This window comes from Serratia marcescens, assembly GCF_006715005.1.
Taxonomy (GTDB): domain Bacteria; phylum Pseudomonadota; class Gammaproteobacteria; order Enterobacterales; family Enterobacteriaceae; genus Serratia; species Serratia montpellierensis.
Window position 1 is genome coordinate 4,004,180 of record NZ_VFMJ01000001.1, and the last position, 17,143, is coordinate 4,021,322.

A 17,143-nucleotide genomic window follows, 5' to 3' on the forward strand; every position below is an offset into this window, starting at 1 on the left:
TTAAGAAATACAGATAATGTGCATTATGTTAAATGGCATCGCATGAGCAAAGCGTCACGATGCTGGCCAGCATGAGCATCGCGTTCGCTCTGCTCTCGTCAGCTGCAGGTGAACGCTGTTTGATATGACCCTCCCCCTGTCTCTCCCTATTTCTAAATGGTTGCATCATTGCTCTTCTGTCCCCCGGGAAAAGTTGTGTGTGGTGTGAACGCGACGGTGTATCCTCATGGAGGATTTGTGAGCTGAATATCAATATATTGTGTTTTATATTTTCAGAACACACAGTATATTCTAATTTCATCATCTACTAGAGGGTGTGGCTGTGGGAAAAAATCAGCATGTTGTACCGCACAACGGGCAGTGGGCTGTGCGTGGCGAAGGGAATCAGAGAGTCACGTCGGTTCACTCAACCCAACAGCAGGCTATCGATGCCGGCAGAGGGATCGCTCGCAATCAGGAAAGTGAGTTGGTGATCCACCGACCTAACGGACAGATCCGTGACAAGGACTCGCACGGGAAAGACCCTTTCCCACCGAAAGGATAAGACTAAGGCGCCTGAGGGCGCCTTTTTTACACACCATACCGCTCATGGTCGTTACCCGAAATGACATCGAGGGTCAATTCACACCAGGTGATCGAGCCTTCCTGATTGCGCGCCTGCCGAGGCAGTATGAAGCGTCGAGTTTGCGTGTTAAATTCGGCCGGTATTATATTTACGGTTGAATTTATCATCCGACTGGAATAAAAAGACTATCCCTTCGATAAAGCCGACAATTGACGGGATCCCCGTCCAACATAAAAGCAGATAGAACAGCCCCCACCACTTCATGCCCAAATAAAATTTATGTATGCCTAATCCGCCCAGAAATATGGCCAACAGGGCCGCCGGCAGTTTCTCTTTTCTGTTCATATATAAAATATTTCTTGCCTTTCAATCGACTATCACTATGGGTAACAGGGTTCTGCTTCGCAGAGATCCTGACCTCAATGGTGCCAGCACGTATGCTAAGCTTACTCAATATTAAGCTTAGCAACAAATTATTAAACGAAAGGTTAACCGTCTCAGCGATATTAAAACGGCAGATCTGCATCACCCGCAGCCGGGCTATAAAATAGAAATCAGGCGCAAGGAAAGGAGAGCGTGCCACGTTAACGCCTTGCTCAAGATAAATGTGGAGCATTGATTTGAAAAAGTTAAATTTATTTCAAGGGGGAATTAAAGGGACTGAACAGCGTCAGGGTGCGATCTGAAAGAAAAAATGAAAGGGAAGCCATCCTGCAATGGCTCCCGGAACTTGCTGAACGCGGCGCCGTCTCAGTTGTCGAGCGTGTTCATGTCCGTGATCTGGTCGCGGTTAATCTGTTCCCGTTTCCCGGTTTGCGCGTTTTTGTAGGAAATCAGTCCGGTATCCGCATCAACCGAGGGCTTACCACTGGTCACAATCGTGCGGCCATCTTTGGTCTTGATAGCTTGGTTGGAAGAACAACCGGCAACGGCGAACATACCCAGCGCGCTTACGGCGATCGCCAACAGAGACATCTTTTTCATCGTTTACTACCTGTGTTATGTGCTTGCAAAAAAGATAACATTCCCGGTTGTTTGCAAACAATATGCGAAAATTTCATCCGCTCAAAAGATCGGCGAAACTATGCAACGTTGCCTAAACAGCGCGTGCATTTCGTAAAATATTTGCTATCTTGCATCCACGCAGACAAATAGCCTCTGCATTATTCGCCAGGCCTCCTGTGCGGTTGGTTAACTCAGATATTTATATTGCGATGAGAAAATTCCTAATTACTACCTTGGTCACCATAGGGACGCTCCTGTGCATTTCCGGTTTTATGGCCATACTGTCGGTTATTGTCACTTATGAAGTATTATCCTAGTGATTAATAAATAATTTTCAATTTCCTCTCGTGCTTCCCTCGTCACCGTTATTTTCTCTCGTCGGGGGAGTATCAAACGGGCGATGACCGATCGCTCCCTCTGACAAGGCGTTCTGCCACTGCGTCACGTCGGGTTCCTGGATCTTTGATTTGCCGATACCCACGCGCAGGGGCTGATAATCGGGCACGTCTGCGATGACGGCCTTACCCCAGCGGTTGCCGGGGATGGCATGACTTTCTTCATAGAATGGGGTACCCACGTCACGCCGGGAATCGAACAACAGGCGCGTACTGCCGGGGACATCGACGCGATGAAAAGCGCCGCCCTGAGGAGTGAGCGTTGCTCCTCCCTGTGCAGAGAACCCCACTGCTGCATACTGCCCTTCCTGCAAGTCGACGTTGGCATTCAGGCTGACGATGTCACCTTCATGATCATAATAACCGCCTAAGCTGGACTGGCTGCGTGAATGCCCTGCCGTGATGAGGTAGCTGTTATTTTCATCGATATCATCCGCGTATTCGATCCTGTGTGACGCTTTCCCCTGCTCTATGGCCAGGCTTTGGCTGATATAGCCGTTGCTGTGCAAAGGGATAGAAATCGATACGTACATGCCTTCGTCGTTGGCGCCGGCATACGTATTGCGATAGGCCGAAACGGACAGGTTCAGATCCTTGAGTCCTCCAAGGTCGAAATCCCGAGAAACCTGCAGGGTGTAGCGATCGCTGGACGGTGAATCCCAGTAGGACTGGTAGTTATAGCTCAGGCTGATGCTGAGGCCCAATTCCCTGAATTGTCTACTGACCGAAAGCACTTCCATGGCTTTATTGCCGCTGATGCGAAACCCCAAAACCCGAGAGTCCAGGTAGTCGCTCATGCCCATGTAATCCTGATCCATGAACTGATACCCGGTAAAACTTATCTGGCTGTCGAGATCGTCGAACGATTTTGTGTATCGGGCCCGGATCGCATTGCCGCGCAGGGTTTCATTATCCGCAGGAAGATACGCCTGGGCACGCGTCATATCTAAAGAGAGTGCGCCCAGGTGAGCAAACTCCCGACCGGCGCCCAAGGATAGCGCGCTGTAATCGCCCGCGACAATCATCCCGCTGTATAAGGACCATCCGTTTCCTACCCCCCATGACACCTCGCCGGCGCTAAACGGAGGATCTTGCAAATAATGCTCCCAGGCCGAGGGTTTTCCCGCGGCCAACTTGAAGCGAATGTCGCCACCGCGTGTCAGATAGGGGCTGCCGGCCGAATTGACCGAGAAGAGTTGCACACTGCCGTCCTGTTCTTCAACACGCACATTGAGCTCGCCGGCGACGGCGCCGTTGATCCTCTGGATACGGAACGGGCCGGGTTTTACCTGAGTTTCATACAGCACACGCCCTTGCTGCTTGATGGTGACTTTCGCATTGGTGCGTGCGATCCCCGCCACGTCAGGAACCGCGTCGCGCAGGGTCGAAGGGAGCATGCTGTCGTCGGAAAGCAGCGTTACACCGGCGAAGCGAAAGCTGTCAAAAATACTGGAGTCGAGGTAGTTCTCACCCAGTGTGAGTTTTGCCCGCCAGGCAGGAATGGCGCGGTAGGCGTAATAGCGACTGATATCCAGGGAGTGGGAGGCATCCATACCGAAGTAGGCCTTGCGTTCCAGGCTCCCCTGCCAGTCTGCGCGCAAGCGCCAGGCGCCGATATTCGCCCCCGTCGTTCCATTACCGCTGAAACTGTAATCGATACCTTCGTCCCGCTGCCGCTGGAGTTGAGCGTTGGCGGTATAGTCGAAGATAAGACCGGGAATACCGTCATCCCAGTGAGGATCAGAAGCATGATTTTGCGAGGGCAACCGTGTTGTTCCCTTGCCGTTCGCCGCATACGTACCAGAGGGAGACAAGGCCGCTAAAAATGAGAGTCCCCATCCCAACGATTGGTGACGTGGCAGTCTTATGCCTGACTGAAGGATAACCTGTAACAACGAGACCGTTCCAATACGCTGGGCAACTTGCAAAGCCCGCGAGTGTAACAGATGTGGCGTTGGGCATTGAGTTCGTTGAGAGAATAAAACGGTGTCCCGCCATGCCTGTCGCACAGAGCCTGGCGTCGGGGTCTGTGAGGAACGGCCGGCGCAATGCACCGATCATGAAGCGCTTAAATTCGCCGAAGAATGCGCGCGATGTCCAATAAATCAATTGCTTGTAATTGATTTCGAGTTGATTGACCGCAATGCAGCATTTTGTCCCATGCCATCATTTCTTTATTAGGATATTTCTTAGGATATTTTCACTTTTGCACGCGCCCCCTGTAAAATTGGCTCGCGAGACAAGGATTTAGAGGGCGTGAAAGGCGCCGTATGAATTATGGAGATATTTCAATGAATTTTTTGAAGATAGTACTGACTGCCGCTGTGTTTGTCGCTGCGCCTACATGGGCGGGAGATTTGACTGGGCCTCAAAAAAATGCCGCTAGATCTGCGAAGCAGTATCTCAGTGTGGCGGGCTTCTCACGGAGCGGTCTGATTCAGCAACTCTCATCGGATGCGGGGGATGGTTACGAGATATCTGACGCTACGGTAGCCGTGGACAGCCTGAACATTGATTGGAATCAGGAGGCGGTGAAATCAGCCAGGCAGTATCTCAGTATGATGGGCTTCTCGTGCAAAGGCCTCATTCATCAACTTTCCTCAAATGCCGGAGACAAATACACCGTTGACCAGGCAACCTACGGTGCAAAACAGGCAGGTGGCTGCTAAAAAACGGCGTGGCTCAACCGATGGTTACACTTGAGCCACCGAATTCCATGGCGCCGGTGTTTGCTCCCCCAACATGCGGTTTTTTATTCACTTAGGATAATTTCCGTTTTCCAAGCGCCCCCTGTTAACGTCAGCCTGGCGACGGGAATGGTCGCACAGGTGCGTTGTGTTGCAGGGGGACAGTCATTCGTGACGTGATCCCCTGGCCGGCAAGATCCCATCAACGAATTCCACGGTGATTAGCGGCTTCTCCTGATCGACTGTTCGACCTGTTTAACCTGTTCCGCGAACTTGCCGGCCTGCTTGATGCGTTCAATACGCTCTTGCACTTTCTGAACATCGCCCAGAAATTCTGGTCATATCTGCCAGCGGAAGCGCTTGATAATAGCCCTGCGCGCTACTGGTGCCATAATACCGAAGCATCAGCAGCAGGTTCAGAAAAGCCTCATCCCCCTGGACTTGGCGAACGACCCATTTCCGAACAGCCTGAACCCCGCTGATATCTCGCCATGCCCAGTATTACTTGACCACTACAGCTGCCATTGCTACCCGCTTCTCGCAAGTAGTAAGGCAGTTATCAAGTGCCCGGTACCGTATTGGCTCACATTTGCCCCCCCATTTAACCGAGTAGACCGATACGCCCCACCTCAACCTTAACGCTCAAACTTTGAATTGAGAAAAGTTATTTATTTAAACTCAATCAGTTATCCAATAAATGCAAATAAAAATCATTATCACTTGATCTAATAGATAAGTTCGTTTAGCATTTTTTACTGTACATTTATACAGTTTTCTGTGTGACTTATATTCCATTACTTGAGGGTTTCATCATGGCTAACAAACCGTACATTGTTGTAAACCAATTCCACGGCAACATCCTGGTTGGCGATCCAGCACGTGACTTCACACCTGGTCACGTTAATCTGTCCTATTACGATAAAGACGGAAAATACCTTGGCACTTATGGTGCCAACCACGACAACAGCTGGAGTGGTATTCTGGAGGAAACAGAGACTAACAAAGCACGAATGTCCAAGGGACAAGCGTGGTATAACCAGTCTTATATTTATCCTGAAGAAAATGCCTTTCTAAAATCCTGGGATTACGTGCGACAAGGTTCAATAAAAACCAAAAACAAGGAGAAGGAATACGAGCTATGGGGGGGGAACTGCGTTGATTTTGCTACCCAAGCTTTGTGTTTGGTTAATGAAAACTTAGGTAACTATCTTAAGGATGGTTCTGTTCTTAAAGCCTACTCTAAACTCAGAGACACCGCATGTCCTATTGATAATTCACATCGACAACGTCGTAGTTTGCAAAGTAATATTGATGACTTCGAAAGGATTTATGGCGTGAAAATCCTCAGGGTTATTCCTGCAAATATTGGTAGCCCGTTAAAACTTTATCGCGACTCAAAATTCGTTAACGACAGCTATTCAATTCCTAGACGTCGGGTAAATGGAGCTCCTGCTGCCGAGCCTTCAAACTATGCATGGGATAACGTGAAAGAGTTTCTCGTTACTCGGGGAACCAACTGTCCTTCTAGTAAGAACTATTTGGTCGCATATTTAACGCTTGTGTCACCCATTGTCATCAATCTAGACGGACTTGGCATTAAAACCACTTCTGTAGTCGGGGCAAAAGCCATGTTTGACATAGCTGGGTCTGGCGATCGGTGTTACACAGGCTGGATCACACCTGGCTCTGGCTTTCTGATTTGTGATAATGAAGGCACCGGCCAGGTTGATAGCATCAACGATATGTTTGGTGGGATGGAACGGGGTGAAGGATTCTTTAAACTGGCCCGACTCGACAGTAACAATGATGGGGTTATTGATCAATCAGACCCTGCTTTCTCAAAACTGAAAGTCTGGATCGATAAAAATGGAGATGGTATTGTCGATGATGGAGAAATCTTTTCGTTAACCGAACTTGGGGTTGAATCTCTCTGTGTCGAATTTGACAATGTAGATGAAGAAGACGATAACGGCAATATGATCGGTGAAAGAGCATATGCCGTCATTAACGGGAAGAAACACGAGATGTCTGACGTGTATTTTAAATACTTCTAATACCGATGTGTCCACCTCGCGTTTCTATTACGCGAGGTTTTTCTTGTTGCAGTATAGCACCCAGCAGACATAGAGACCGAGCAGGGATGACAGAATGAATGTCGCGATAGTAATACTGTCGTTCTTATAAAAATAGTGGTATGCAAATGGAAAACTCACTGCATTAGCTATCAATGTTGCAACCATTATTACAATCATTGCTGTTGATGAGTGCCATTTGTTCTTTCGATAATTGAAAATGCTGACCACGTACAGAACCAACATGATTGGAGTAATAAATATTGAGAACAAATAAAAGCTATATTTCAATTCATGAAATTTAGAGAGGTCTAACGATAATATTACGCTCGAAGAATAAAGTATTATCATGTTAATCAACAGTATCAATGGGCTTGACCACACTATGACTTTGTTTAACTTCTTCATATACATTCCTTTTGATAATGATTTTCATTATCAACAATGACATGCAAGAAGTAAAGAAAATCGGCTTACTCAGTTTTTTGCCACGCAAATCCGATTTCTGGCAGTTTCGGATCACCCGATCGTCCCCCTTCTCCGCAGCCCCCGTCAACACAACATGTGGCACTTGTTCAGCTGAGTTTTCTTCTAGATGCTGTGTTTGACCGGCCTGATCGTTAACTGCGGCTCCGGGCCGAAAACCACGGTATGATTATTTTCCCGCCGTGGAACATTTCCGGAAAGTTGCCATAATCCAGAAAGTCGGATCAACCAGATACGGGCGCCCGGTAATTTAATAGAGTGGTTATATGGATACTTATTATCAGGCGAGTGATGTTTACGGCAGGAAACTGCGGAGAACCATCACCGCCGTGAAGGTTAGGAAGATTGCGGAGAGGTAATAATTTTTCAGACGCACTTTTGTCGGCACAGTGAACGGCTGGCATATCATCGAGAAAGCTGAATTCCCGCGAAATTCCTGCCTAGTGAATGACAAAGTGCGACTGTCGCTCGGTACAACGAATTCTCGGTTTATCCCCGCTCTCGCGGGGAATACTCTAAATATATCTAGTTGAATTATATTAACTTTAAACATCTACGAGATTTCACCGCGATTTAAGCATCCGGGCAGCCACATAACCCTTTGAAATCTAATAAATAAAAAAACCACCTATAGCAATAAAGCAGGATCACCGAGTTTTTGCGCTATAACAACAAGATACCCCCCTACGCCCGCCGCTTCCTGAACATCCCGCGCAGCGCCACGCTGTTGCGCAAGAAGCCGACGCCAAAGCCCAGCAGGGTGTAGACCACGCCGAGCATCAGCATCATCATCACGTCCCCCCACACTTCGTTCAGCGACAGACCCATCTGGTTGACGCCGGCGATCGCCTTGGTGCCCCAGGTGGAGGGAATGCTGTACGAGATGGCGCGCACCCACGCCGGCATCGACTGCAGCGGCCAGATGGTGCCGGACAGGTAGAAGACCGGCGTGGTGATGAACGCCAGCGTCAGGTAGATCATCTCGACGCTGCGCAGGCACTCGGTCACCAGCTTGCCCAGCCCCAGTACCGCCAGCAGGAACGGGAAGGTCAGCAACAGCAGTTCGGCGATGTTCGCCGTCTGCCGATAGCCCAATACCCACGGCCACAGCACGAACAGCACGATCGACAGGAACAGCCAGATCGGCAGCAGCGCCGTTAGCCCGCCGAGGTGCGCCGCCAGCGGCGCCTTGCCGCCGGGCATGCTCTTCATGGCGATGTTGACGCGGATACAGGCGATCAATAGTGAGTGCTGCAACAGCATCACCAGCAGGCCGGGGAAGATGATCGCCGCGAAGCTGATGCCGGGGTTAAACACGTCCAGCGTTTGTCCCAGTATCGGCGTCAACAGTATCTGCGCCTGCCGTTCGCTGAAGCCGCTGCGCAGCAGCAGCCCGTTGTTGTACTCCGTCAACAGCTGCTGGTAGGCCGCCACCACGTCCTGTTGGATCTGGCCGTTGGCCAAGCGGTTGGTGGCGTCGCCGTACACCGGCACCACGATGTTCTGCCCGCTGAGGATCTTCTTCTCCAGATCCACCGGCATGATGATCACCGCAAACAGCTTGCGCCAGCTGAGATCGCGCTGCGCCTGTTCCAGGCTGTCGTAGGTTTCAATCGCTATCTTGGACGTGGCGTCCAGCTGACGGATCAGCTTCCGGCTGGCGGTGCTGTGGTCCTGATCGACCACCCCCACCGGCAGATCCCACACCGTGCGGTTGGCGTACACCATGCTCATGATGCACAGCGACAGGATCAGCATCAGCCACACCGGCCGCTCCAGCATGCCGAGCAGTACCTTAACGAAGGTTTGCCAATAGAGCTTCATCCGGTGTTCCCCTCTTTTGCCAGCCGCGCCGGCAGGCGATTACGCACCAGCAGCGCGGTCACCAGCGGATAGACCGCCAGCAGCGCACACACGCTGAAAATGGCGCTGGCGTGCACCTGCCGCAGGAACACGTCGAACATCGCGTACAGCGCGTGGGTCAGCGGTTCGATGTTGGAAATGATGCGCGCCGGCAGCGGCATCGACAGCTCAGGCACCGCCATGCCGGAGAACGTCATCGCGATACTGACCAAAATACCGATCAGGCTGTACGCGGTGATGGTGCTGCCGGTAAAGGTATACAGCAGCAGGCCGATGCTCTGCGCCGCCATCACGTAAAACAGGCCGATCATCAACATAAACAGCGGGTTGCCGCTGACGCGGGCGTCAAAGATGCCCACCAGCGCCGCGATCTCCACCATCAGCAGGGTGGTGAAACACAGCGTGTACGGCGCCAGCTTGCCGAGCAGCGCCAGGCTGAACGGCTTGGCCTGCAGCAGCGACTTGCTGCGCGCCAGCACGTAGATCATGCAGGTCACCGCGAACAGCTGCAGCAAATGGATGGTGGCGGCGAACTGCTGGTAATAGATGTAGCTGCCGCTGGCGTTGAACAGACTGCCGTAGGAGAGCGTCACGTCCGCCAGCGGCGGCAGCGTTTTGCCCATCTCGGTGGCGATGATGCTGCGGGTGCTGGCGTTGATTTCGTTCATCAGGCCGCCGAAGTCCTGGGTGGAATACAGCCCGGCGCCGTAGAACAGCGCGTTGTAGTACATCACCACGCTCGGCTGTTTGCCCGACAGCGCGTTGGCCTCGAAGTCCGGCGGGATATACAGCAACGCGTAATCCTGCGCGCTGCGCAGGCGGCTCAGCGACTCCGGCAGCCCACCGCCGTAAGCCTCGACGTGGGCGTGCGAACCGGCGTCCAGCCGCCGCGTCAGCGATTTGGACAGCGGGCTGTGATCGCTGTCCACCACCGAGACCGGCAGATCGAGCAGCGTGCCTTCGGAGAAGTTGCTGCTGATCAGCGCAAACAGGATCAGCGGAAAGATCCAGCTCAGCCAGTGCACCACCGGGCTGCGAAAGGCGACGCGACACTCTTTGTCGAACGCGTGACTGAAGCAGCGCCAGCCGGCCCTTACTCTTTCCATTGCCATAAGGTGCTCATCCCCGGACGCAGGCCGTCCACCGGCTGTGACGGATACAGGCGCACTTCGAAGGTTTTCAGGTCGAAGTCGCCGGTGGCGCGGGTGGCGCGTTTGGTGGCGTAATCCCCCAGCGGCGCGATGTAGCGCACCTCGGTGTCGATCATTTTGTCCTTCAGCGCCGGCACCCGCAGCTTGACCTTGTCGCCTTTGCGCACGTGGGCCAGGATGTCTTCGCGCAGGTTAAACACGAAGTAGGCGTCCGGCACCCGGATCAGCGTCACCAGCGGGCTGCCGGCGTTCAGCAATTCCCCCACTTCGGCCGGGATCGGCCCCACTTCGCCGTCTACCGGCGCTTTCACCTGCAGATCGTCGCTCTGCGCCTGGATCTGCAGCAGGTTCTCTTCCGCCGCCCGCAGCGCCGCCGCGTATTGCTGCCGCTGCTCGACGCGGTCGCCGTTGATGCCTTCATCCAGGTTGGCCTTGGCGGCCTGTACCTGCTGGAAGCCTGTGTCGCGCGCCCGGCGCGAGGCGTCCAGCTCGGACTTCGAGATATAGCCTTTGCCGGCCACGCTCAGGTTGCGGTTGTAGTCGTTTTGCGCATTGCGGTACTGCGCCTCGGCCTGCGCCAGGTTGGCGCGCAGGTTGCGGATGCTCTCTTCACGGGTGCCGTGCAGCGACAGCTCGAGCTGCGCCTTGGCCTCGTCGCGCGTCGCCTGCGCAGAACGCAGCTGCGCCATCAGTTCGGGGCTGTCGAGCTGGATAATCAGCTGACCACTTTTCACATCGTCACCGCGTTCGATCAGGCGTTCAACCACCCGGCCTTTCGCTTTGGAAGCGACGATCACTTCGGGGGCATCCACTTCACCCTGCAGTAACAGATCCTGATTGTGCGCGCGGAACAAGATCGCCAATGCGATCGCCACCATCATCAGCAACAGGGTAAACAGCGTCTTTTTTTTCATTATGTCGGCTCCCGGAACGGTAAGCGGCGGGCGGGGATCATCATTTCCATGTCTTAAATTGCTCCAAAAAACACCATTGCGCTCATGAGGATATCACAAGCACATATCTCCTCTTTTATAACTATAAATTGGATTATGCTTTTAACACTAAAAAGCATCATTTTCGGTTTTTTGGTATGCAGACTCCTGCAATCGCCCTTTAAGCGATCCACTCTCTGATGGACGATGTCATGACTGAACACACTGCGGTACCGCTTTCGGTACTGGATTTATCGCCAATCCCGCAAGGGGCCAAAGCGCGCGACGCTTTCCACTGTTCGCTGGATTTGGCGCAGCACGCCGAGCGCTGGGGCTACCAGCGCTACTGGCTGGCCGAGCACCACAACATGACCGGCATCGGCAGCGCCGCCACCTCGGTGCTGCTGGGCTATCTGGCCGCCGGCACCCAGAGCATTCGCCTCGGCTCCGGGGGCGTGATGCTGCCGAACCATGCGCCGCTGGTGATCGCCGAACAGTTCGGCACGCTGGAGTCGCTTTACCCAGGGCGTATCGACCTGGGGCTGGGCCGCGCGCCCGGCACCGATCAGCGCACCATGATGGCGTTGCGTCGCCATCTGTCCGGCGATGTGGATACCTTCCCGCGCGACGTGCAGGAGCTGCAAAACTATTTCTGCGACGCGCAGCCCGGCCAGCCGGTGCAGGCGGTACCGGGCCAGGGGCTGCACGTGCCGCTCTGGCTGCTCGGCTCCAGCCTCTACAGCGCGCAGCTGGCGGCGCAGCTCGGCCTGCCGTTCGCCTTCGCCTCGCACTTCGCCCCGGATATGCTGTTCCAGGCGCTGCAGCTGTACCGCGAGAATTTCAAACCGTCCAAACAGCTGGCACAGCCGCACGCCATGGTGTGCGTCAACGTGATCGCCGCTGAGAGCGATAGCGATGCGCGCTTCCTGTTCAGCTCGATGCAGCAGCAGTTCATCAATCTGCGCCGCGGTTCGCCCGGCCCGCTGCCGCCGCCGGTGGATAACATCCACGCGCTGTGGACCGCCGGTGAACAATACGGCGTCGAGCAGGCGCTGCGGATGTCGATCGTCGGCGATGAAAAAACCGTGCGTCACGGGTTGCAAACGCTGCTGCGTGAAACCGATGCCGACGAGATCATGGTCAACGGCCAGATTTTCGATCACCAGGCGCGGCTGCGTTCGTTCGAGATTGTTGCCGGAGTGCAAGGCGACATCGTGAAGGGATAAAAAGCGAAAAGGCGGTGGGGAGCCCCACCGCCTCGGCGTTAACGCTGGATCAGATAGCGGATGGTCGGCCCGTCCTGCTGGATATCCAGCACCTTGTAGCCGTGGTTGCGCGCATCGAGCGGGATGTTGTTGATCGACTGCGGGCAATCGCTGATCACCTCCAGGATTTCCCCCGGCTTCAGCTGCGGCATCGCCTCCAGCGTCGCCACCGCCGGGTACGGGCAAGGCTCGCCCAGCATGTCCAGCCGGTAGTCCGGCACTATCGTCGTCTCTTTCATGGCATGCTCCTCAAATTCACCACCTGCGCCTCAGGCCGGGCGCGGAAAAAGCGCTTCTCCCACCACAGCATGGCGGCAAAGGCCAGCGCCAGCAGCAGATAGGTCACCAGCAGGCCACCGATCGGGCCGAAGGTGTCGAGCAGGTTGATCTTGTCGTAGTCGGTCGCCAGCGCCGGTGCCAGATCGTCCCAGTAATAGGCCAGCAGCGTAGCGCCGATGATGTTGCCCAGCCCCACCCACCAGTAGTGTACCTGCCCTTCCACCGCGCGGTACATCCAGCCGGTCTCGCAACCGCCGGCCAGCACGATGCCGAAGCCGAACAGCAAGCCGCCCAGCACCGCATTCGGGCCAGCCCACATGATCTTCGGCGCCACGCCAAGCTGCACGTAGCTGAAGATGCCGATGGCGCTCACCGCCATGCCGATGATGATGGCTTTCGCCATGTGGGTGCGGCCGGTGATCCACAGATCGCGGAACGCTGAGGTAAAGCAGATCTGCGCGCGTTCGATCAGCAAACCGAAGCCGATACCGAACAGCATGGCGATGCCGAGCTTCGGCGCATCGAACAGCGTCCACAGCGACCAGGCCACCGCCAGGCCGAAGACCGCCATGCCCAGCCGGAAGCGGCGGCGCGCCTGCTCAGGTTTCTGCGTCAGCGGCGCGGCGGTCTTCACCTTTTGCAATTTGACCGGGATACGGAACATCGGCAGCAGCGTGAATTTGGCGCCGAAGTAGGAGCCGACGGCGGTCGCCAGCGCGAAGAACCAGGCGTGCAGCGAGAACTGCGGAATACCGGTGAAGAATGCCGCCAGGTTACAGCCCATTGCCAGGCGCGCGCCGAAACCGGCGATGATGCCGCCCAGCAGCGCCTGCACGATGCGAATGCGATGCTGCGGCTGGCGCAGCTTGATGTTGTTGGCCCACAGCGCAGCGGCGATGCAGCCGGCGAACATGCCGATGATCATGCGCCCGTCGATGCGCTCCAGCGGCGTGCCCTGCAGGCCGATAACCTTGAAATAACCCCACTGCTCAGGGTGCAGGCCGAACCACTGCAGCACATGGCCGCCCCAGCGCGTGAATTCGCCGGTCACCGCCCAGAAAGTGCCGGTCATGCCGAAGTAGTAGGTAGAAAGGATCCCGGCGGCGATCACCGCCGGCAGCGGCGCCCAAAAGCGCACCAGGTATTGAGATTTGAACTGCTGCCAACTCATGGCATCTCCCGTGCATATCATCCGTAAGAAAAAACCTTATGAATGATACGCCATTCGGGGGCGTTTGACGGCAATTTTCAGGCATAAAAAAACCAGCCCGCAGGCTGGTTTTTCAGAGCGCTTCACCGCGAACGGTGAATCAGCGATTACGCGTCGCCGAAACGACGACGTGGTGCTGCCGGTGCGCCGTCATCACGGCGTGGCGCCGGCTTGCCGTCACGGTTGTAGTTACCGCCACGACGCTCGCCGCCGTTACCGCCTTCACGACGTTCGCCGAAGGAACGACGTGGGCCGCCTTCGCGACGTTCGCCGTTGAACGGACGGCCGTTACCGTTGCCACGACGCTCGCCACCGTTGCCACCGTCACGACGCTCGCGGCGTTCGAACGGCTGTGCATCGCCCAACAGCTGCATGTTCATCGGCTTGTTCAGGATGCGAGTGCGAGTGAAGTGATTCAGGATCTCGCCCGGCATGCCTTTTGGCAGCTCGATGGTGGAGTGGGACGCGAACAGCTTGATGTTACCGATGTAACGGCTGCTGATGTCGCCTTCGTTAGCGATAGCGCCAACGATGTGACGGACTTCTACGCCATCGTCACGGCCCACTTCAATGCGGTACAGCTGCATTTCGCCAACGTCACGACGTTCGCGACGCGGACGGTCGCCGTCACGGCTATCGCGGCTGTCGCGACGGTCGCCACGATCACCGCGACGATCGTCACGGTCGTTGAACTCGCGGCGCTGACGCGGTTTGAAGACCGGATCCGGCGGCAGGATCAGCGGACGTTCGCCCTGAGCCATTTTCAGCAGCGCTGCGGCCAGGGTTTCCATATCCAGCTCTTCTTCCGGCTGCAGTTTGGTCAGCAGTGCGCGGTACAGATCTAGATCGCTGCTTTCCAGCTGCTGCTGAACTTTCGCGGCGAACTTGGCCAGACGACGCTCGCCCAGCAGTTCTGCGTTTGGCAGCTCCACTTCAGGGATGGTCAGCTTCATGGTGCGTTCGATGTTGCGCAGCAGGCGGCGTTCGCGGTTTTCCACGAACAGCAGCGCACGGCCGGCGCGGCCCGCACGACCGGTACGGCCGATACGGTGAACGTAAGACTCAGAGTCCATCGGGATGTCATAGTTGACAACCAGGCTGATGCGCTCAACGTCCAGGCCACGGGCCGCAACGTCGGTCGCGATCAGGATATCCAGACGACCGTCTTTCAGGCGCTCCAGGGTCTGCTCACGCAGCGCCTGGTTCATGTCGCCGTTCAGCGCGGCGCTGCTGTAACCGCTGCGCTCCAGCGCTTCGGCCACTTCCAGGGTCGCGTTCTTGGTGCGGACGAAGATGATCGCCGCGTCAAAGTCTTCAGCTTCCAGGAAACGCACCAGCGCTTCGTTTTTACGCATGCCGTAGACCGACCAGTAGCTCTGGCTGATGTCCGGACGGGTGGTCACGCTGGACTGGATGCGCACTTCCTGCGGCTCTTTCATGAAGCGGCGGGTAATGCGACGGATCGCTTCCGGCATGGTGGCGGAGAACAGCGCGGTCTGATGTTCAGCCGGGATCTCAGCCATGATGGTTTCTACGTCTTCGATAAAGCCCATGCGCAGCATTTCGTCGGCTTCATCCAGCACCAGACCGCTCAGGTTAGAGAGGTTCAGGGTGCCGCGCTTCAGGTGGTCCAGCAGGCGGCCTGGGGTACCCACAACGATTTGCGGGCCCTGGCGCAGAGCGCGCAGCTGCACGTCGTAACGCTGGCCGCCGTACAGGGCTACCACGTTGACGCCGTTCATGTGTTTGGAGAAATCGGTCATCGCTTCAGCAACCTGAACCGCCAGTTCGCGGGTCGGTGCCAGCACCAGGATCTGAGGTGCTTTCAGGTCTGCCTGCAGGTTGTGCAGCAGCGGCAGCGAGAACGCTGCAGTTTTACCACTACCGGTCTGTGCCATGCCCAGCACGTCGCGGCCGTTCAACAGGTGAGGAATACACTCAGCCTGGATCGGAGATGGTTTTTCATAGCCCAGATCGTTCAGGGCGGAAATGATTGGAGCAGACAGCCCCAGATCAGCAAAAGAGGTTTCAAACTCAGTCGTCATGTACACGTGCCTCATTAATAATGGCAGCCAGTCTACATAACTCGTCGAGAAAATTTTCAGTCATTTTCATTGAAAAGTGTGAACCGGCTCAAATTAGATTATAAAACGAACAAAAAAGCCCTCGCCCGTTAAGGCGATAACTTTGGTTAAAAACCAATGTTCATCAGGCTGATAGGTGTTCGTCAGCTATTGCTGGTCCGATTCCGATAGGTCGTCTTGCTCTTGGCCCAAAAGCGCCAATTCCAACAATGCATAGCGGTGCTCAACGAAGTTGTGAACGTTGTTAGACACCGTCAGTTTGAACAGCGCCGAAGCGGTGTCCTTGTCCCCCAGACTCAGGTAGTGTTTACCCAAATAGAAGTCAGTTTCACTGAGATGCTCAGCGAGCGAAGTGTTATCCGTTGCATCTGCCTTGAGGCGTTCCATCAGCGTTTTTTCGCTGATCTTGCCCAGGTAGAATTCGACAATATTCCATCCCCATTGCCCTCTGTCCGCTTTGTCATAGCGCTGCTGAAGCGCTACCTCGGCCTTCTTGGGATCGATTTCTCTCTCCACCAGATACAGCCATAACGAACGGAAGGGATCGTTTGGGTCGTCTTGATAAAACGCCTGCAGATCATCCTGCGCCAACGGGAAGCGGCCGCCATAATACAGTGCGATGCCCCGGTTTAAACGCGCGTAATTGTAAGTTGGATCAAGCTCTAGTACAGAATCAAACGCTTCATAGGCAGCATCAAAATTGCCTGCCTGCGTTAAGTAAATGCCCAGGTAGTTGAAAACTTCCGGCATGTCGGGACGTATCGCCAGCGCCTGCGAGAAATCATTGCGCGCTAATGCACGTAACCCGAGGCTATCATACAGCACACCGCGCTCATATAAAAGCTGTGCGCGTTCGTCATCCGTCAGTGCCCGGCTGGCAAGAATTTGTTCCATGCGCGCCAGGATCACTTCCTGCTGCAACGTTGGCTGCAACGGGATTGCCAAAACTTCGTCTTTACGCCAATCATGGTTGCTGCATCCTGCCAGCATGAGTGCTGTCGCAACGTAACACCAGCGCAAGAAAGGCTTCATTTCCCACTCCCGAAGACAAACATTGGATGAACGTCCTGTCCTCCGTTTGCTAAAACGCGGGCATCCTACCCGCGCGATACGAACAGCTCCCAACCCCATGGCGGGGAGCTGTAAAAC

The 17,143-nt window shown here is 54.9% G+C and carries 15 protein-coding genes; 4 read left to right on the plus strand and 11 right to left on the minus strand.

Going from position 1 to position 17,143, the window contains the following annotated elements:
• The first annotated feature begins 322 nt into the window (after positions 1 to 322).
• The gene (locus FHU12_RS19475) at positions 323 to 544 is read left to right on the plus strand and encodes a DUF2188 domain-containing protein (RefSeq protein ID WP_141971281.1); all 222 of its coding nucleotides are present in this window, start codon (positions 323 to 325) and stop codon (positions 542 to 544) included.
• A gap of 147 nt (positions 545 to 691) precedes the next feature.
• On the opposite strand, the gene FHU12_RS19480 is transcribed toward FHU12_RS19475, so the two are convergent.
• The 3 genes from FHU12_RS19480 to FHU12_RS19490 all read right to left on the minus strand — a co-directional run bounded on the left by FHU12_RS19480 (position 692) and on the right by FHU12_RS19490 (position 3,731).
• Entirely contained in the window at positions 692 to 910 is a 219-nt protein-coding gene (locus tag FHU12_RS19480) for a TM2 domain-containing protein (RefSeq protein WP_141971283.1), read from the minus strand.
• Between the two features lie 405 nt (positions 911 to 1,315).
• Entirely contained in the window at positions 1,316 to 1,549 is a 234-nt protein-coding gene (locus tag FHU12_RS19485; protein WP_141971285.1) for a YgdI/YgdR family lipoprotein, read from the minus strand.
• Positions 1,550 to 1,904: 355 nt separating this feature from the next.
• The gene (locus FHU12_RS19490) at positions 1,905 to 3,731 is read right to left on the minus strand and encodes a fimbria/pilus outer membrane usher protein (protein WP_185742329.1); all 1,827 of its coding nucleotides are present in this window, start codon (positions 3,729 to 3,731) and stop codon (positions 1,905 to 1,907) included.
• Positions 3,732 to 4,235: 504 nt separating this feature from the next.
• Here FHU12_RS19490 and FHU12_RS19495 point away from each other — a divergent pair.
• Both FHU12_RS19495 and FHU12_RS19500 read left to right on the plus strand, forming a co-directional pair.
• On the plus strand, positions 4,236 to 4,634 hold the full coding sequence (locus FHU12_RS19495; RefSeq protein WP_221627854.1) for an Ltp family lipoprotein: 399 nt from the start codon (positions 4,236 to 4,238) through the stop codon (positions 4,632 to 4,634).
• Positions 4,635 to 5,464: 830 nt separating this feature from the next.
• Positions 5,465 to 6,706 carry an SPM autocatalytic domain-containing protein gene (locus FHU12_RS19500; protein ID WP_141971289.1) on the plus strand — a complete coding sequence of 414 codons (1,242 nt, stop codon included), beginning with the start codon at positions 5,465 to 5,467 and terminating at the stop codon, positions 6,704 to 6,706.
• Between the two features lie 1,188 nt (positions 6,707 to 7,894).
• Here FHU12_RS19500 and FHU12_RS19505 read toward each other — a convergent pair.
• From FHU12_RS19505 to FHU12_RS19515, 3 genes are read right to left on the minus strand one after another with little or no spacing between them, the layout of a single operon-like run.
• Positions 7,895 to 9,034 (minus strand): ABC transporter permease, encoded by a 1,140-nt coding sequence (locus FHU12_RS19505; RefSeq protein WP_141971291.1) that lies wholly within the window; start codon positions 9,032 to 9,034, stop codon positions 7,895 to 7,897.
• Positions 9,031 to 10,185 (minus strand): ABC transporter permease, encoded by a 1,155-nt coding sequence (locus FHU12_RS19510; protein ID WP_141971293.1) that lies wholly within the window; start codon positions 10,183 to 10,185, stop codon positions 9,031 to 9,033. Before FHU12_RS19510 ends, FHU12_RS19505 begins: the two co-directional genes overlap by 4 nt.
• Positions 10,167 to 11,138 (minus strand): HlyD family secretion protein, encoded by a 972-nt coding sequence (locus FHU12_RS19515; RefSeq protein ID WP_141971295.1) that lies wholly within the window; start codon positions 11,136 to 11,138, stop codon positions 10,167 to 10,169. The genes FHU12_RS19510 and FHU12_RS19515 overlap by 19 nt, the downstream gene beginning before the upstream one ends.
• A 230-nt stretch (positions 11,139 to 11,368) precedes the next feature.
• On the opposite strand from FHU12_RS19515, the gene FHU12_RS19520 reads away from it, so the two are divergent.
• Positions 11,369 to 12,382 (plus strand): luciferase-like monooxygenase, encoded by a 1,014-nt coding sequence (locus FHU12_RS19520; protein ID WP_049294845.1) that lies wholly within the window; start codon positions 11,369 to 11,371, stop codon positions 12,380 to 12,382.
• Positions 12,383 to 12,420: 38 nt separating this feature from the next.
• Here the strand turns inward: FHU12_RS19520 and yedF are convergent, their stop codons facing one another.
• The 5 genes from yedF to nlpI all read right to left on the minus strand — a co-directional run bounded on the left by yedF (position 12,421) and on the right by nlpI (position 17,026).
• Positions 12,421 to 12,660, minus strand: a complete 240-nt coding sequence (yedF, locus tag FHU12_RS19525; RefSeq protein WP_004933486.1) for a sulfurtransferase-like selenium metabolism protein YedF — start codon at positions 12,658 to 12,660, stop codon at positions 12,421 to 12,423.
• On the minus strand, positions 12,657 to 13,871 hold the full coding sequence (gene yedE, locus FHU12_RS19530) for a selenium metabolism membrane protein YedE/FdhT (protein ID WP_141971297.1): 1,215 nt from the start codon (positions 13,869 to 13,871) through the stop codon (positions 12,657 to 12,659). The genes yedF and yedE overlap by 4 nt, the downstream gene beginning before the upstream one ends.
• A gap of 146 nt (positions 13,872 to 14,017) precedes the next feature.
• Positions 14,018 to 15,955 (minus strand): DEAD/DEAH family ATP-dependent RNA helicase, encoded by a 1,938-nt coding sequence (locus FHU12_RS19535; RefSeq protein ID WP_102985550.1) that lies wholly within the window; start codon positions 15,953 to 15,955, stop codon positions 14,018 to 14,020.
• Positions 15,945 to 16,025 carry a protein YrbN gene (gene yrbN / locus FHU12_RS27580; RefSeq protein WP_099032700.1) on the minus strand — a complete coding sequence of 27 codons (81 nt, stop codon included), beginning with the start codon at positions 16,023 to 16,025 and terminating at the stop codon, positions 15,945 to 15,947. Before yrbN ends, FHU12_RS19535 begins: the two co-directional genes overlap by 11 nt.
• Before the next feature lie 116 nt (positions 16,026 to 16,141).
• Entirely contained in the window at positions 16,142 to 17,026 is an 885-nt protein-coding gene (nlpI, locus tag FHU12_RS19545; protein WP_004933495.1) for a lipoprotein NlpI, read from the minus strand.
• Between the last annotated feature and the right edge of the window lie 117 nt (positions 17,027 to 17,143).

What these genes read in the sequence shown, in the direction of transcription:
- FHU12_RS19510 (WP_141971293.1), bottom strand. Translation starts at nt 10,185, where the DNA reads ATGGCAATGGAAAGAGTAAGGGCCGGCTGGCGCTGCTTCAGTCACGCG.
- yedE (WP_141971297.1), bottom strand. Translation starts at nt 13,871, where the DNA reads ATGAGTTGGCAGCAGTTCAAATCTCAATACCTGGTGCGCTTTTGGGCG.
- nlpI (WP_004933495.1), bottom strand. Translation starts at nt 17,026, where the DNA reads ATGAAGCCTTTCTTGCGCTGGTGTTACGTTGCGACAGCACTCATGCTG.
- yedF (WP_004933486.1), bottom strand. Translation starts at nt 12,660, where the DNA reads ATGAAAGAGACGACGATAGTGCCGGACTACCGGCTGGACATGCTGGGC.
- FHU12_RS19495 (WP_221627854.1), top strand. Translation starts at nt 4,236, where the DNA reads ATGAATTATGGAGATATTTCAATGAATTTTTTGAAGATAGTACTGACT.
- FHU12_RS19500 (WP_141971289.1), top strand. Translation starts at nt 5,465, where the DNA reads ATGGCTAACAAACCGTACATTGTTGTAAACCAATTCCACGGCAACATC.
- FHU12_RS19480 (WP_141971283.1), bottom strand. Translation starts at nt 910, where the DNA reads ATGAACAGAAAAGAGAAACTGCCGGCGGCCCTGTTGGCCATATTTCTG.
- FHU12_RS19505 (WP_141971291.1), bottom strand. Translation starts at nt 9,034, where the DNA reads ATGAAGCTCTATTGGCAAACCTTCGTTAAGGTACTGCTCGGCATGCTG.
- yrbN (WP_099032700.1), bottom strand. Translation starts at nt 16,025, where the DNA reads ATGAAAATGACTGAAAATTTTCTCGACGAGTTATGTAGACTGGCTGCC.
- FHU12_RS19485 (WP_141971285.1), bottom strand. Translation starts at nt 1,549, where the DNA reads ATGAAAAAGATGTCTCTGTTGGCGATCGCCGTAAGCGCGCTGGGTATG.
- FHU12_RS19535 (WP_102985550.1), bottom strand. Translation starts at nt 15,955, where the DNA reads ATGACGACTGAGTTTGAAACCTCTTTTGCTGATCTGGGGCTGTCTGCT.
- FHU12_RS19515 (WP_141971295.1), bottom strand. Translation starts at nt 11,138, where the DNA reads ATGAAAAAAAAGACGCTGTTTACCCTGTTGCTGATGATGGTGGCGATC.
- FHU12_RS19520 (WP_049294845.1), top strand. Translation starts at nt 11,369, where the DNA reads ATGACTGAACACACTGCGGTACCGCTTTCGGTACTGGATTTATCGCCA.